Here is a 14,364-nt window from a genome sequence, read left to right as displayed (position 1 = left end):
CCGTTTTTCTCGATAGAGTCCACGCATGCAGAATCGCATTCATTTTTCCAATCGCTGGCTGGGCTTCGCCTTGATGGCGCCGCAGCTGGCGATCACCTTGATCTTCTTCCTGTGGCCGGCGCTGGAAGCCTTGTGGCAGTCGGTGCAGCAGCAGGACCCGTTCGGCCTGGACAGCCAGTTCGTCGGCCTGGCCAATTTCAGCCTGCTGTTTCATGACCGGCTGTATCTGGGCACCATCCAGACCACGCTGCTGTTCAGCGCGCTGGTGACCTTGCTGGGCACCGGCAGCGCGCTGATCCTGGCGGTGATGGCCAACCAGATCGTCCGCGGCCGCCGCATTTACCAGACGGTGCTGATCGCGCCGTACGCCATCGCGCCGTCGGTGGTGGCGGTGCTGTGGCTGTTCCTGTTCAACCCCAGCCTGGGCTGGATCAGCTATCTGCTGCGCGAGGCCGGCTACGAGTGGAACCACGCATTGAATGGCGGCCAGGCGCTGCTGCTAGTGGTGCTGGCCTCGGCCTGGAAGCAGATCAGCTACAACTTCCTGTTCTTCTACGCCGGCCTGCAGGCGATACCGGCGTCCTTGATCGAAGCCGCCGCGATAGACGGCGCCGGACCCTTGCGCCGTTTCCGCGACCTGGTGTTCCCGCTGTTGTCGCCGACCAGCTTCTTCCTGCTGGTGGTCAACCTGGTGTACGCCTTCTTCGATACCTTCGCAGTGATCGACGCGGCCACCGGCGGCGGGCCGGGCAAGTCGACCGAGACCATGATCCTCAAGGTATACCTGGAAGGCTTCAAAGGCCTGGATCTGGGCAGCTCGGCCGCGCAGTCGGTGGTGCTGATGGCGGTGGTCGGCCTGTTGACGCTGATCCAGTTCCGTTACGTGGAAAGAAAGGTGCAGTACTGATGGTGGAGAACCGCAAAGGGCTGGACCTGTTCTGCCACGCGATGCTGATCGCGGGCATGCTGGTGGTGGCCTTCCCCTTGTATCTGATGTTCGCCGCCGCCAGCCAGGACGCCGATCAGGTGACGCGGGTGCCGCTGTCGCTGCTGCCCGGCAGCCAGCTGTGGACCAACCTTTACACCGTGCTGTGGAACGGCAGCGGCGGATTGGCGGTGCCGTTGGCGCGCACGCTGTGGAACAGCTTCGTGATGGCGATGCTGATCGCCGTCGGCAAGATCGTCATTTCCTTCCTGTCGGCCTACGCCATCGTTTATTTCCGCTTCCCTTTCCGCAAGACCGGCTTTGCGCTGATCTTCGCCACGCTGATGCTGCCGGTGGAGGTGCGCATCTTCCCGACAGTGGAAGTGGTGACCAAGATGGGGCTGATCAACAGCTATACCGGCTTGACGCTGCCCTTGATCGCGTCCGCCACCGCCACCTTCCTGCTGCGGCAGTTCTTCATGACGCTGCCCAAGGAATTGATGGAGGCGTCGCGGGTGGACGGCGCGGGGCCGATCCGCTTCATGGTGGACGTGGTGCTGCCCTTGTCGCGCACCAATATCGCGGCCTTGTTCGTGATCACCTTCATCTACGGCTGGAACCAGTATCTGTGGCCGCTCTTGGTCACCCACGATCCGGCGATGTCCACCTCGGTGATCGCGATCAAGGGCATGCTGGGCGAGGGCGCGGTGCAGTGGCACCTGGTGATGGCGTCCGCGTTGCTGACCCTGCTGCCGCCGCTGCTGGTGGTGATCGGCATGCAGCGCTGGTTCGTCAAGGGCCTGGTGGACAACGAGAAATGAGAAAGAGCGCCAAATGGCAAAACTGAGTCTGAAGAATATCGCCAAGCGCTATCCCGGCGCCGAGCGCCGGGTGCTGGAAGAGATTTCGGCGGAGATCGCCGACGGCGAGTTCGTGGTCATCGTCGGCCCGTCCGGTTGCGGCAAATCCACGCTGCTGCGGATGGTGGCCGGGCTGGAGAGCACCGAGGACGGCGAGATCCGCATCGGCGAGCGGCTGGTGAACCAGCTGGAGCCCAAGGACCGCGACATCGCGATGGTGTTCCAGAACTACGCGCTGTATCCGCACATGACGGTGGCGGAGAACATGGGGTACGCGCTTAAGCTCAAGGGCCTGAAGAAGGCTGAGGTGATGGAGCGGGTGCTGAGGGTGGCGGCGGTGCTGGAGCTGGAGCAGCTGTTGCAGCGCAGGCCGCGCGAGCTGTCCGGCGGCCAGCGCCAGCGCGTGGCGATGGGCCGCGCCATCGTGCGCGAGCCGGCGGTATTCCTGTTCGACGAGCCGCTGTCCAACCTGGACGCCAAGCTGCGGGGCCAGATGCGGCTGGAAATCCAGCGCCTGCACCGCCGGCTGGCCACTACCAGCCTGTACGTGACCCACGACCAAGTGGAGGCGATGACGCTGGCCGACCGGGTGATCGTGCTGAACAAGGGCCATATCGAGCAGATCGGCGCGCCGGACGATATCTACGACCGGCCGGCCACCGCCTTCGTCGCCGCCTTCATGGGCTCGCCGGGGATGAACCTGTTCGACGCGCAGGCTGACGCGCGCGGCGAGCGGCTGCTGCTGGGCGACGGCGTGTCGCTGCCCCTGCCGGCGGCGAATCCGGCGCTGGCGGGACGCCGGCTGAAGGCCGGCCTCCGCCCCGAGCATCTGCGCGCGGCGGGCGAGGGCGGCGAGGCGCTGAGCCTGCGGGTGGACAGCGTGGAGATGCTGGGCGCCGATAATTATGTCTACGGCCTGCTGGCCGGGCAGAACGTGGCGGCGCGGCTGGCTCACGGCCACCGGCCGGAGCCGGGCAGCCGGCTGGAGGTGACGGTGCGCGCCGAATCGCTGCACCTGTTCGACGCGGAAACACAGAGGAGAATCGAGCATGCCGCAGCATCCCAAGCAAGCCTGGCCGTATCCTGAGGTCGTCGCCCACCGCGGCGGCGGCACGCTGGCGCCGGAAAACACCGTCGCCGGCTTTCGGGAGGGCGTCCGCTACGGCTACCGCGCCGCCGAATGCGACGTGAAGCTGTCGGCCGACAATGTCTGCTTCCTGCTGCACGACGACACTGTGGACCGCACCAGCAACGGCAAGGGCGCTGCCCGGGCCAAGACCATGGCCGAGCTGTCGCAGCTGGATGCCGGCGGCTGGAAGGGCGCGGCCTTCGCCGGCGAGGCGCTGCCGACGCTGGCCAATGTGGCGGCCTACTGCCGGGCGCAGCGCATGCTGCTGAACATCGAGATCAAGCCCTGCCCGGGGCGCTTCGAGGAAACCGGCCGGCTGGTGGCGCAAGAAGCCGCGCGGCTGTGGGCCGGCGCGCCGGCGCCGCCGCTGCTGTCCTCGTTCGAGATCGACGCGCTGCGCGCGGCCCAGGCCGTCGAGCCGGCGCTGCCGCGCGCCTTCCTGTGCGAGGAGATTCCGGGGAACTGGCGCGCCATCCTGGCGGAGCTGGATTGCGTCGCGCTGCATTGCGACCACAAGACCCTGACCGAGGCGCTCGCCCGCGACATCAAGGCCGCCGGTTACCAGCTGTTGTGCTACACGGTCAACGATCCGGCCGATGCCCTCCGCCTGCTGGCCTGGGGCGTGGACAGCCTGTGCACCGACAGGCTGGATCTGTTGCCGGCGCGCGGCTAGCGCTCACTGCGCCCAGCGCTGGAATATCGGCTGCAGCGCGCCGCTTTGCTGCAGCCGCTTCAGCGCCGCCTCGAACTGCCGGGCGCGCGGATCGCCCTTGGCGAAGGCCACGTAGCGCGGCATCTCCACCAGCGGCCTGGGCAGCACTTTCACCAGGCCGCCCGCCCTGCGCTCCTGGACGAAGTACATCAGCTGCACCTTGTCGCCGACGATGACGTCCACCCGGCCGGCCAGCAGCATCGCCACCAGCTGGCGCGGCGAGCCGGCGTGGTCGTCGCGGGTGAGCGGGGCCTTGTCGAATTCGGTGTCGTAGCTGTAGCCGCGCACCTGGCCGATCACATAGGGCTTGAGATCGTCCAGGCCGCGCCAATCCGGCAGCGGGTTGCGCTTCATGGCGACGAACACCGTCTGGCCCTTGCGCAGCGGGCCGGCCAGATCGTACTGCGCGCGGCGTTCCGCGGTGCCGGTGAACACGAAGCCGGCGTCGGCCTCCTTCAGCGCCAGTTGCTGTTTCACCCGTTCCCAGGGCAGCAGGCTGATGCGAAAAGGCTGGCCGGTTTCGCGCATCACCGCGCTGACCAGTTCCACGTCCAGCCCTTGGGGCTCCATATCGTCGGACAGATAGCTGTATGGCTCGAAATTGGCGTCCGCCGCCAGCCGCCAGGGCGGCTTGTCGGCGGCAAGGGCGGCCGCGGCGGCCAATAGCAACACGCACCAGAGCAGGGATTTCATCCGCGCCTCGATTCCTGTGTCGGCGGGCCATCCGGAAGGCCGGATTCGGGCCGAATGCTTCAGCTTAGCAGTTGGATAGGGCGGCCAAGCGTTCCCCCGAATACATTTTTCAGGCAGTCTGTTTGCAATTCGTTTACTTATTTTTGATTGTCAGCATGGGAACTTTATTGCTAGATTTTTGCGCATTCCAGCCCGCCCAGGGCGGAATGATGCGGCTGACATCCCTGCCAGTGTGACTTTCCCCCCACTCGAGCCATTCCGCGCGCTGCCCTTCGCCGGCCTGCCTGTCCTTCCACTTCATTAGGCGCAGCATGAAACGGGGGCCCTGCGGCCGCTCGCAATGATTTCACCCGGCGTCAGACCGGGAGACTGTCCCGCGGCTTCGCGCCGGGGACGCCGATACGCTCAGGACAACAAGGAAAACCATGGAGTTGCTTCATTCTTTGATCAATGCCGTCAACGACGTGCTGTGGGGCAAGGTGCTGATCGCCCTGCTGTTGGCGGTGGGCCTGTATTTCTCGCTGCGCTCCGGCCTGCTGCAGCTGAGGCTGTTCTCGCGCGGCTGGCGCGAAATGATGGGCGGCCGCGGCGGCCATGTCAGCAAGAATGACATCTCGCCGTTCCAGGCTTTCGCCACCGGCCTCGCCAGCCGGGTGGGCACCGGAAACATCGCCGGCGTCGCCATCGCCATCGCCGCCGGCGGACCCGGCGCGGTGTTCTGGATGTGGCTGACCGCCTTGCTCGGCATGTCCAGCGCCTTCGTCGAGTCGACGCTGGCCCAGCTGTTCAAGACCAGCCACCATGACGACACCTTCCGCGGCGGTCCCGCCTATTACATCCAGAAAGGCCTGGGCCTGCGCTGGCTGGGCGTGCTGTTCGCGCTGTGCCTGATCCTGGCTTTCGGCCTGGTGTTCAACGCGGTGCAGGCCAACTCCATCGTCGCCGCGACGGAAGGCGCCTGGGGCTGGAACCGCTACGCGGTGGGCATCGGCCTGGTGCTGTTGACCGCGCCGGTGATCTTCGGCGGCGTGCGCTCGGTGGCGCGCGTGGCGGAATGGCTGGTGCCGGTGATGGCGCTGATCTACCTGCTGATGGCCTTCTACGTGCTGGCCATCCACGCGGCGGAGCTGCCGGGCCTGGTGGTGCTGATCGTCAAGAGCGCCCTGGGCCTGGAGCAGGCCGCCGGCGGCGTGGCCGGCTACGCGGTCAGCCAGGCGATGATGCTGGGCATCAAGCGCGGGCTGTTCTCCAACGAGGCCGGCATGGGCTCGGCGCCTAACGCCGCCGCGACGGCCACTTCCAAGCACCCTGCCAGCCAGGGCGCGATCCAGATGTTCGGCGTCTTCATCGACACCATGGTGGTGTGCACCGCCACCGCGGCCATCATCCTGTTGTCCGGCGTGCACGACCAGGGCTTGAGCGGCGTGGCGCTGACGCAGAAGGCGGTCGAGTCGCAGTTTGGCCCGATAGGCGTGTCCTTCCTGGCGGTGGCGATGTTCCTGTTCGCGTTTTCGTCGATCCTGGGCAACTACGCCTACGCCGAGGGCAATGTCGAGTTCATCCGCAGCAACAAGCGCGCGCTGCTGGGCTTCCGCCTGGTGGTGCTGGCCATGGTGCTGTTCGGCGCGCTGGCAAGCCTGCCGCTGGTGTGGGACATGGCCGATCTGGCGATGGGCCTGATGGCGCTGATCAACCTGGTGGCCATCGTGCTGCTGTCGCGCTACTTCTTCACCGTGCTGGGCGATTACCAGCGCCAGTTGAAGGCCGGCGTCGCCGCGCCCGAGTTCAAGGCGGACAAGTATCCGGAACTGGCCGGCAAGGTGGAAAAGGGCATCTGGTAAGCCCGCTGGCGCGATCCGCGCTTTCCATGAGCAAGCCCGCCGTTTCCGGCGGGCTTTTGCGTTTGGGGCCGTTTTAAAAGAGCGCGAGCAGACGTTAGGGCTGATCGCCCAGCAGGTAGCGCTGGCTCATCGCCTTGAAATGGTCGCCGCCCGATTTTTCCAGCAGTTCGAACAGCACCATCTCGCGGCTGACGATGACCGCGCCGGCCGCGCGCATCCGCGCCGTCGCCAGTTCGATGTCGGCGGGCTTGCGGCTGGAGATCGCGTCGGCGACGACGAAGACCCGCTTGCCGACGGCCAACAACTGCAGCACGGTCTGCAGCACGCAGACGTGCGCCTCCATGCCGCAGACGATGATCTGTTTCTTTTCCGTCAATGCCGGCGGCAGGCAGTCGGCAGCCACGCAGGAGAAATGCAGCTTGTCGACCGTCTGCGCGCCGGGCGCGGCCTCCAGCAGCGCGGCCAGCGTGCCGCCCAGACCGCGTGGATATTGCTCGGAAAACACGATGGGCAGGCCGTGGTCGCGCGCCACGCCTATCAGCCAGCGGCTGCGCGCCAGCAGCCCTTCCGCATCATGCACCGCCGGCAGCAGCTTGTCCTGGATGTCCACCACCAAGAGGCCAGCTTCCTGTCTTTGCATCAGCATGTTCCGCTCCTGTCGATTCGAGGCTACAGCTTAACGCCAAAGCGGAGGCGAGGGGCTGGAGCGGCGCGAAAATATGCTTATGTGTTGTCAGATTGGCCAGCTTGCCAGCGGCTGGCCATTTCGCCGACCAGCTGGCGGCCGGGATTGCCCGCGCGGATCCATTCTTCGGGCGGGAACAGATCGAACAGGCCCACCTTGAACAGTGTCGGCACCGCCAGTTCCAGCTGGCGCTCCACTTCGCCGCGCTCGCCCTGGTTGTAGGCGGCGATGTTGACCAGCATGGTCGCGACGGTGCCGGTTTGCACCGTGCTGCCGTCGCGCAGCTTCACCGCCGGCAGCGTTTCGCCGTCGGCGATGACTTTGCGATTGATCGCGGACAGGGCTTCGGTGTGTTGTACGTGCTTCATGGCTAACTCCTTGCGTGGAATGAGCGCCCAGTATCGCGCTGGCGGGATTGGCCTGCTTTCAATATAGTGCCAATAGATATCTATAAAGGGCCAATATGGAGCGAGCCATTCTGCCGGGATTGACGGTGGCGGCGCTGCGGCGCGGCGCCGGCGATCAGACCGCGGGCCATGCCCACGTCGAGGGGCAGCTGGCATGGGCCAGCGAAGGCGCGCTGGAGCTGGAGGCGGATAGCCGGCAGGTCCTGCTGCCGGGCGGCTGCGTCGGCTGGATTCCGCCCGGCATGCCGCATGGCGCGCATTATCATGGCGAGTTGCGCGGCTGGAGCCTGCAACTGGATGCCGCCTGGCTGCCGGATCTGCCGCCGGACCTGCGCGTGTGGCGGGCCTCGCCGCTGCTGCAGGGCGTGTTCCAGCGGCTGGGCGCGTGGCCGGAGCAGGCCGGCGCGGACGCCGCCCGGCGGCTGATCGGCGTGCTGGCGGACGAGCTGGCCTGGGCCGAGCCCTATCCAGCCAGCCTGGCCTGGCCGCGTCATCCGGCGCTGCGCAAACTGGCGGAAGCCTTGCTGGATGACCCGTCTCTGGATTGGGATCTGGAACGCTGGGCCGGCCGCATCGGCATGTCGCGGCGCAGCCTGATCCGCCATTTCCGCGCCGAAACCGGCATGGGGGTGGCCGAGTGGCGCGAGCGGCTGCGCATGCTGCGGGCCAGGGCGCTGCTGGCCGAGGGGCGGTCGGTCAGCTACTGCGCGGCGGAGTTGGGTTATGCCGGCAGCAGCGCCTTCATCGTCGCCTTCCGTCGATGCTTCGGGGAGACGCCGGGGCATTACTTGTCTGCATAAAAATTATATTGCAATGCACAATAGTTATTTGGCATGATGATCTGCCGGGCCTGTGTAGGTTTTCAGAGTTATTGAAAACTCTGTGCACATAGTTGAAATTGCACCAACATAGGGCATAACCTTTACTGGTTATGCCCTTGCTTATTTCCCTTCTAAAATCCTTCCAGTCGCCATTATTTTTTAAATATGGCCAACACATGCCAATTGCAGTCAATTTAATTATTGTAGAAAAACAACAATGATGAAAGCGCATGATTTTAATAAAAATCCAAGCATGTCATTTGGGTTTTTTAAGTCAAAATATATAATATCGACCTATCAAAACCTACCATTTTGATGAGCCGTTTTTCAAAACCGCCTTGCCAATTTGCAAATCACATAGCTAGCTAATACGATGTAGAAGTCATGACATCTTTTGACTAATCTGAAAGATGGCAACGTTCATCTACTGAACAAAGAGATACATGCCATGCCAGCCCCACACTTGGGGCTGCAGAACATTGTAAAGAAGAGGAGAGGAAGGAGAACCAAGCGCAGATAACAAAACAGGACACCCCTTTTCAGAAGTGCCCCGCTTGCTAGTGTAGGTGACTACACGGTACAACTATCACAAAGCCAGTATCGTCAAGTCCCCTCCACTGGTCAAGCTCCCTATACGCCTTTTTTCTAGAACTCGACTTTTGAGAGGCACCCACGCGCCTTTCTCAAGCTGAGGCAGGAGCTTGTCATGTCGCATACTAGCAGAGAAGTATCCATTTCAATACTAAGAGAGCTACTGAACTCCACCACCCCCGCTCGCGATGTAGTTCATCGACACGGATGTTCATATCGCGGCTTCTTCCAGTCAACAAAGGCTTTCGCAGGAGCTATCCCTTTCGAGTCAGGACTCGCCAGAGATGCTCTTCGAACATTTGAACTTGCCCCCGAAGTGACCATGATCGTCCCGGAACCGTTCACTTTTCATTATGAAATGGACGGGTTAATCCGAAACTACACCCCTGACTACTTGTTGTTTCTGCGCGACGGGCGTCGTGCTGTTACTGAAGTCAAATGGCAAGCGGAGGCAGATCAGACAGCAAACCAACTCCGCTTCGACGTCATTGGCAAGCAGATGGCACGTGCCAATGCCATGTTCGCCGTTCTAACTGAAAGACAACTACGCGATCCAGTCTTACAGAAGAACATGTCGTTGATAGAAAGCCACAAGCACCTCCAGCTATCGACTGACATCATCAGCAAGATCTTGAGCAGCCTGCGTCACGGCGATCAACTCCTGGGACAGCTTACCGATAGCATAGGCTGCCAAAATCTCGTCCTAGCAGCCATCGGGCAAGGTATTCTTGCCATAGACCTACGCCACCCACTGACTAACGAAACCAAGATCAGGAGGGTATGAGCATGGCTACTCTCGATCAAGCCACCAGCCTGAATCTTGCGGGACAACTCGTCCCTGCACCTCTCGACACTCCACCGCAATTGGGGCGAACTTTTGAATCGTATCCTGCAGGTGCTCAACAAGAGGCACTACGACGCCGTGCCTACATCGATGCGCTTGCAGCACAGCACCCAGTTCGTCAAACGCAGGACATGCTGAAGGAGTTAGTCCAACGGGTTGCGACAAGGATCGGGGATGTGTCACCGCCATCGGCCATATCCATCTATCGCTGGCACAAGAGCTTTGTGACCAGCGGTCATGATCTGCGTGCGCTCATCCCTAAATTTCATGCCCGCGGCGGCAGCGGCCAGCGACTCCAAGCAGAACAGCTAGCGTTGCTGGAGAAAGCTGTCGACCAGACTTTCCTTAGCTTGCAACGGAAGTCGATTTCTTCAACTTATGAAGCCCTATTAAGCTCAATCGCCTATGAAAACTCTCAACGAGCAGGCGAGAGCCTCATCGCGCCACCCTCATATGCAACAGTACGGCGCTATATCCGCTCGCTTCCCTGCTATGAGGTCGACCTTGCCCGCTACGGGCGCGAGTACGCCCGCAAAAAGTACCGGCATAGCAGCATCACGCCCGCCACGATGTACCTGCTGGAACGCGTCGAAATTGACCATACACCGTTCAACATCTTCGTCATCGATGAGGAGTCGATGCTGGTGCTGGGGCGCCCGTACATCACGGTAATCATTGATTGCCACACGCGCATGATCCTGGGCTTCTACTTGTCGTTCTCGCCGCCCAGCATCGAGGCAGTGCTGCGTTGCTTGCAGCACGCCATCGGCAGCAAAGACTATGTGAAAGAGCGGTATCCCGACATCCAGCATGACTGGCCATGCCATGGCATTCCCACCACTGCTGTCGTCGACAACGGATTGGAATTTCACTCCCAAGACCTGCTGCGCGCGACGTTCGAACTGGGCATCAACTACCAGTTCTGCCCGCCCCGCACGCCCTGGTTCAAACCCATGGTCGAGCGATCGCTGCGGACGCTGGCGGAACAGTTCGCCCATCAGTTGCCCGGCACCAGCTTTGCCAACTGGTTTGACCGTTATGGCTATGACCCACTGAAAGAGTCGATCGTCACCTTGTCGGAGCTGGTCCACGCCCTGCACATCTGGATCATCGACATCTACTCCCAGACGTACCATCGAGGCCTGAAGCAGACGCCGTATACCGCATGGCAGCGCGCGGCGGAAATTGTCACGCCTCGCACCATCGATCCTGATCGCTTGCGGTTGGTGCTCTCCAAGCAGGCTGAACGGGTACTGGGCCATGCCGGCATTGAGCTGCATGGCTTGCGCTACAACTGCAAAGATCTACTCCCTTGGCGCAAACAGCTCGGCGACCGCATAAAAGTGCAGGTCCGCTTCGACCCGGACAACCTGGGTTCGATATTCGCCCTCCACCCGCAGACCAAAGAAGCCATGCCCGTGCCCTGCCTCACCCCGGACTACGCCGAAGGCCTGCAACTGCACCAGCACAAGTTGATTCAGGCGGCACTGCGCAAGGAAGGCCTGGCATCCGCCGATCCGCTATCGCTGGCTCGGGCCAAGGTACGCATGCAGGAGGTGGTTGGACAATTGCTGCAAAGCCGTAAATTGGCCGATCGCAAACGTGCCGCGCGAGCCAAAGGGGCACACTCAAGCAAGGTGATGACCACCAGCAAACTGCCTCCTGCAATTTCAGAGGACACTGATCTCCCTCCAACAGATAGCTGGTCACCGCCCAGCACTTTGCCCGTGCTCGCGCACGACCTCGAAGGAGATCGCCATGAGTGAGCGCTATACGCTGGCAGATCTTCGACGGGCGGAGCGGATCCAGATCCTGCATCCACAATTCAGCACGGCGCTGGAAAGGCTGTCGCACAGCCATACCCTGTCGCGCCAAGGCGCCGCTGCCAGGCATCTGCTGCTGATTGGCGCATCCGGCACCGGCAAGACCTCGGTGCTGCACAGCTTTGCCAAGCAGTACCCCAACTACGAAACGGAGGAGGCGACGATACGCCCGGTGGTGTATGTCCAAGTGCCCGCCCACCCAACCATCCGTGGTCTGGCGGAAGCCATTCTGATCGCGCTAGGGGCCGGCGTTCAGCTTCGGAGCAGCACCGCGGAGAAGACCAACCAGATCGTGCAACTGATCCGCAACGGCAAAACCGAAGCCTTGCTACTGGATGAGTTCCATCACTTCGTCGACGCCGGCCGTAGAACCTTCGAGGAGGTCACCGAGTGGCTGAAAACCCTGATCGATCAGATCGCCATTCCCACTGTGCTGTCCGGCCTGCCAGAGTGTGAGTGGATCCTGCGCTCCAACGAGCAGTTGCGCCGTCGCTTTGCCGCCCGCGTGGCGCTAACGCCGATCGGTTTCTCTTGCAACGCAGACAAGTCTTTGTTCCGCGACGTCGTCCATGCCTGGGACATGCAGATCAACCAAGGGCGCCCACTCTGGGGGCTCGCCGAGTGGGACTGCGTCAGACGCCTGCACTATGCCAGCAATGGCCTGCTCGGCTATCTCTCCAAAGTAATTCTGGGAGCGCTGGAGTGCTTAATCGAACAGGAGCGGCACGATCTCGACCAAAGCGTCTTGGCCATAGCCTTCTCCAACTATGTTTGGCGAGACAGCCCATCCGAGCTGAATCCCTTCGATGCCAACTTTGTATTCCGACGCCTGAATCAGCCTGACGAGCCATTCGAACCTACCCGGTTCTCCCGGAGGAATGCTCCCAAATCCGCCATCCCTGCGTTGTAAACCCATGAGGATCGCCGCGCTGGCGATCCTCCAATGGAACACACCATGACCTCCCCACTACTGCAGATCCGCCCCAAGCCGCAGGCGGGTGAAAGTCTGCTGGGCTATTGCCTACGCCTGGGACACGCCAACGGCTACCCCGGACAGACTTGGCTACCGTTATTCGTCAAAAAGCACGACACCGCCGGGCAGAATCTAACCCGGCTGACAGGCCACGATCAGACTAGCCTGGCTTGCCTGACAGGCCCGGCGCCGGCCAGCCTGGGCCGTCACAGCTACCATCGGCTCGGTCTCAAGGTGACGTACTGGAATCACCATCATCGCCGCTGGTGCCCCGTCTGCCTGGCTGAACACGGCATCTGGCAAACGGAGTGGCTGCTGACCCTGCAAATAGCCTGCCCGATTCATCGCCTGCTGCTGCGAGAAAAATGCCCCGGCTGCGACAAACTCATCCGCTGGCATCAAGGCACCATGTTTACTTGCAGCTGCGGCGCCGACTTGCGCCATGCCGGCACACGCCCAGGCACCGCTTCCGAGCTGGCACTCGCCAAACTGATTACCCAGACTATCCGGCCGCTGGTCGGCCTGCCCTACCTCTCCGTCAGCAACATTCCCACGCCGCCGGAATTAGATCATCTATACCCGGTACAACTATGCGACCTGCTCTGGTTCTTTGGTGCCTATGCCTCGCACCGACCCAATACCCGGCCGCAAAAAATAGCCGATCATGGCCGAATCGAAATCATTCAGCCCTATCTGCAGTTGGCCATGCAGATTGCCCAGCACTGGCCGCAACGCTTCCATCAACTACTGGAGGAATACACACTACCCATTTCCGGCAACACGGCATCGCTGCGGGTGTACTTGCGGGAAATGCATCAGGCCCTCTACCGGCTGCTGGTCCATCCAGAACTGCTATTTGTACGGGAAGAATTCGAGCGTTATGTCCATGCACGCTGGCCGGACAAACTGATCCTGCAGCAGGATCTGCGTCAGGCCCATCCCATCATCAGCTTGGCCAAGGCAGCGGAACAGCTCAATCTCTCGAGAGGCGCCGTACACAAGCTGATCGAAAGCGGCACGCTCAAAGGCTGTCAATCCTCATCGGCTAAAGGGAAAACCATTTGGATGGTGGAGCGAAGCTCACTGGATGCCTACGCCCGCAGTGAGCATGGCACACTGACCATTTCGGAGGTGGAACGCATGCTGCGCATCACCCCCAAACGAATCCGCTTGCTGATCGAAAGCCGCCTGCTGCAACCCCTGCCCCACGATAAGAAACGTACTCGATGGTGCTTTCAACTGGAAACCATCAACGCCTTCCTGGAGCAGTTGAACCATGGCCGGATCAGCCCAGAACCGAACAATCCAGAACTGCTATCGGTGTGGGAAATCACCAAACGCTGGATGCAAGGCAGCCAGCCCTTCTTGGCGGTGATCCGCGCCCTGCAAGATGGCTCGCTGGAGGTTGTAGGCCGCACCCCGGCCGACCATGGCCTCCGCGCGCTGCTGGTTTCCCGACAGCAATTCATGCTCTGGCATGAGCAATACCGCCGCTCCCGCGGCTTCTTCACGGTCAGAGAGGCGGCAGCCGCCATCCAGATGGACATCAACTTGCTCTATCACCTGATTGGCGCCGGACATGCCCACGCTACCCAGCAGCAGTATGGCTATGAGAAGCGGATGCTGCTGGGTATCGAGGCCAAGGAGCTGGAACGGTTGACCAACGACTACATCTGGGGCGAACACTTGGCGGAAATGGTCAACAAACCGGTGCGACAGGCCGCCAGACACTTGGTTAAACAAGGACTATGTCCCCTCTATGGGCCAATGGAGAATTGCGGGGACGAGTATGTGTTTTGGCGCGCGGATGTAGCTACAAGCCTGGCTTGAGCAAATTATGAAAATTATGGGAAACCAATAATTATGGGATTCCCATAATTTTCCATAGGCACGCGATTGCACGAGTTCGACCAGCCCAACTCAAGTGGGCAATGGTCTTCCCACTTGAGCTAGAACAGTCCAATCAAAAATGACATATATGCTCAGTATCTACGCCACAAGCTCTGCGATGCGCTGTAAATTTGATTTACGTTGCCATGCAAAACCCCTTTTGGAATACA

General features: G+C 61.6%; 13 protein-coding genes. 10 read left to right on the top strand and 3 right to left on the bottom strand.

All coding sequences use genetic code 11. The features are described 5' to 3' along the window. The first annotated feature begins 25 nt into the window (after positions 1–25). The 4 genes from ugpA to ugpQ are packed head-to-tail and all read left to right on the top strand — an operon-like array spanning position 26 to position 3,587. Complete coding sequence (ugpA, locus tag VL52_RS12750) at positions 26–907, top strand: sn-glycerol-3-phosphate ABC transporter permease UgpA (protein WP_046157386.1); 882 nt, start codon at positions 26–28, stop codon at positions 905–907. Then, a complete protein-coding gene (gene ugpE, locus VL52_RS12745) occupies positions 907–1,746 on the top strand; it encodes a sn-glycerol-3-phosphate ABC transporter permease UgpE (RefSeq protein WP_046157385.1) in 840 nt (279 codons plus the stop codon). Before ugpA ends, ugpE begins: the two co-directional genes overlap by 1 nt. Before the next feature lie 13 nt (positions 1,747–1,759). Continuing rightward, positions 1,760–2,872, top strand: coding sequence for a sn-glycerol-3-phosphate import ATP-binding protein UgpC (locus VL52_RS12740; protein ID WP_046157384.1), 1,113 nt, complete (start codon positions 1,760–1,762; stop codon positions 2,870–2,872). After that, positions 2,835–3,587 carry a glycerophosphodiester phosphodiesterase gene (gene ugpQ / locus VL52_RS12735; RefSeq protein WP_046157383.1) on the top strand — a complete coding sequence of 251 codons (753 nt, stop codon included), beginning with the start codon at positions 2,835–2,837 and terminating at the stop codon, positions 3,585–3,587. The genes VL52_RS12740 and ugpQ overlap by 38 nt, the downstream gene beginning before the upstream one ends. Before the next feature lie 3 nt (positions 3,588–3,590). Here the strand turns inward: ugpQ and VL52_RS12730 are convergent, their stop codons facing one another. Next, complete coding sequence (locus tag VL52_RS12730) at positions 3,591–4,319, bottom strand: substrate-binding periplasmic protein (RefSeq protein WP_046157382.1); 729 nt, start codon at positions 4,317–4,319, stop codon at positions 3,591–3,593. A gap of 425 nt (positions 4,320–4,744) precedes the next feature. On the opposite strand from VL52_RS12730, the gene VL52_RS12720 reads away from it, so the two are divergent. Then, on the top strand, positions 4,745–6,160 hold the full coding sequence (locus VL52_RS12720; protein WP_046157380.1) for an alanine/glycine:cation symporter family protein: 1,416 nt from the start codon (positions 4,745–4,747) through the stop codon (positions 6,158–6,160). 94 nt (positions 6,161–6,254) lie between these two features. Here VL52_RS12720 and VL52_RS12715 read toward each other — a convergent pair whose 3' ends face one another. Together VL52_RS12715 and VL52_RS12710 are read right to left on the bottom strand one after the other, a co-directional pair. Next, positions 6,255–6,806: a hydrolase gene (locus VL52_RS12715; RefSeq protein WP_046157379.1), complete on the bottom strand. Its 552-nt coding sequence runs from the start codon at positions 6,804–6,806 to the stop codon at positions 6,255–6,257. A gap of 77 nt (positions 6,807–6,883) precedes the next feature. Further along, positions 6,884–7,213 (bottom strand): DUF7709 family protein, encoded by a 330-nt coding sequence (locus VL52_RS12710; RefSeq protein ID WP_046157378.1) that lies wholly within the window; start codon positions 7,211–7,213, stop codon positions 6,884–6,886. Between the two features lie 95 nt (positions 7,214–7,308). On the opposite strand from VL52_RS12710, the gene VL52_RS12705 reads away from it, so the two are divergent. The 5 genes from VL52_RS12705 to VL52_RS12685 all read left to right on the top strand — a co-directional run bounded on the left by VL52_RS12705 (position 7,309) and on the right by VL52_RS12685 (position 14,134). Next, on the top strand, positions 7,309–8,052 hold the full coding sequence (locus VL52_RS12705; protein ID WP_046157377.1) for a helix-turn-helix transcriptional regulator: 744 nt from the start codon (positions 7,309–7,311) through the stop codon (positions 8,050–8,052). Between the two features lie 727 nt (positions 8,053–8,779). After that, a complete protein-coding gene (locus VL52_RS12700) occupies positions 8,780–9,448 on the top strand; it encodes a hypothetical protein (protein WP_144410239.1) in 669 nt (222 codons plus the stop codon). Between the two features lie 2 nt (positions 9,449–9,450). Next, positions 9,451–11,274: a TnsB C-terminal domain-containing protein gene (locus VL52_RS12695; protein WP_160298943.1), complete on the top strand. Its 1,824-nt coding sequence runs from the start codon at positions 9,451–9,453 to the stop codon at positions 11,272–11,274. Then, positions 11,267–12,241 carry a TniB family NTP-binding protein gene (locus VL52_RS12690; protein ID WP_052729280.1) on the top strand — a complete coding sequence of 325 codons (975 nt, stop codon included), beginning with the start codon at positions 11,267–11,269 and terminating at the stop codon, positions 12,239–12,241. The genes VL52_RS12695 and VL52_RS12690 overlap by 8 nt, the downstream gene beginning before the upstream one ends. Before the next feature lie 45 nt (positions 12,242–12,286). Beyond that, positions 12,287–14,134 (top strand): helix-turn-helix domain-containing protein, encoded by a 1,848-nt coding sequence (locus VL52_RS12685; protein ID WP_160298942.1) that lies wholly within the window; start codon positions 12,287–12,289, stop codon positions 14,132–14,134. The last annotated feature ends 230 nt before the right edge of the window (positions 14,135–14,364 follow it).

The sequence above is a fragment of the Chromobacterium vaccinii genome, assembly GCF_000971335.1.
Lineage (GTDB): Bacteria > Pseudomonadota > Gammaproteobacteria > Burkholderiales > Chromobacteriaceae > Chromobacterium > Chromobacterium vaccinii.
This window is presented reverse-complemented; position numbering and strand designations above follow the sequence as displayed.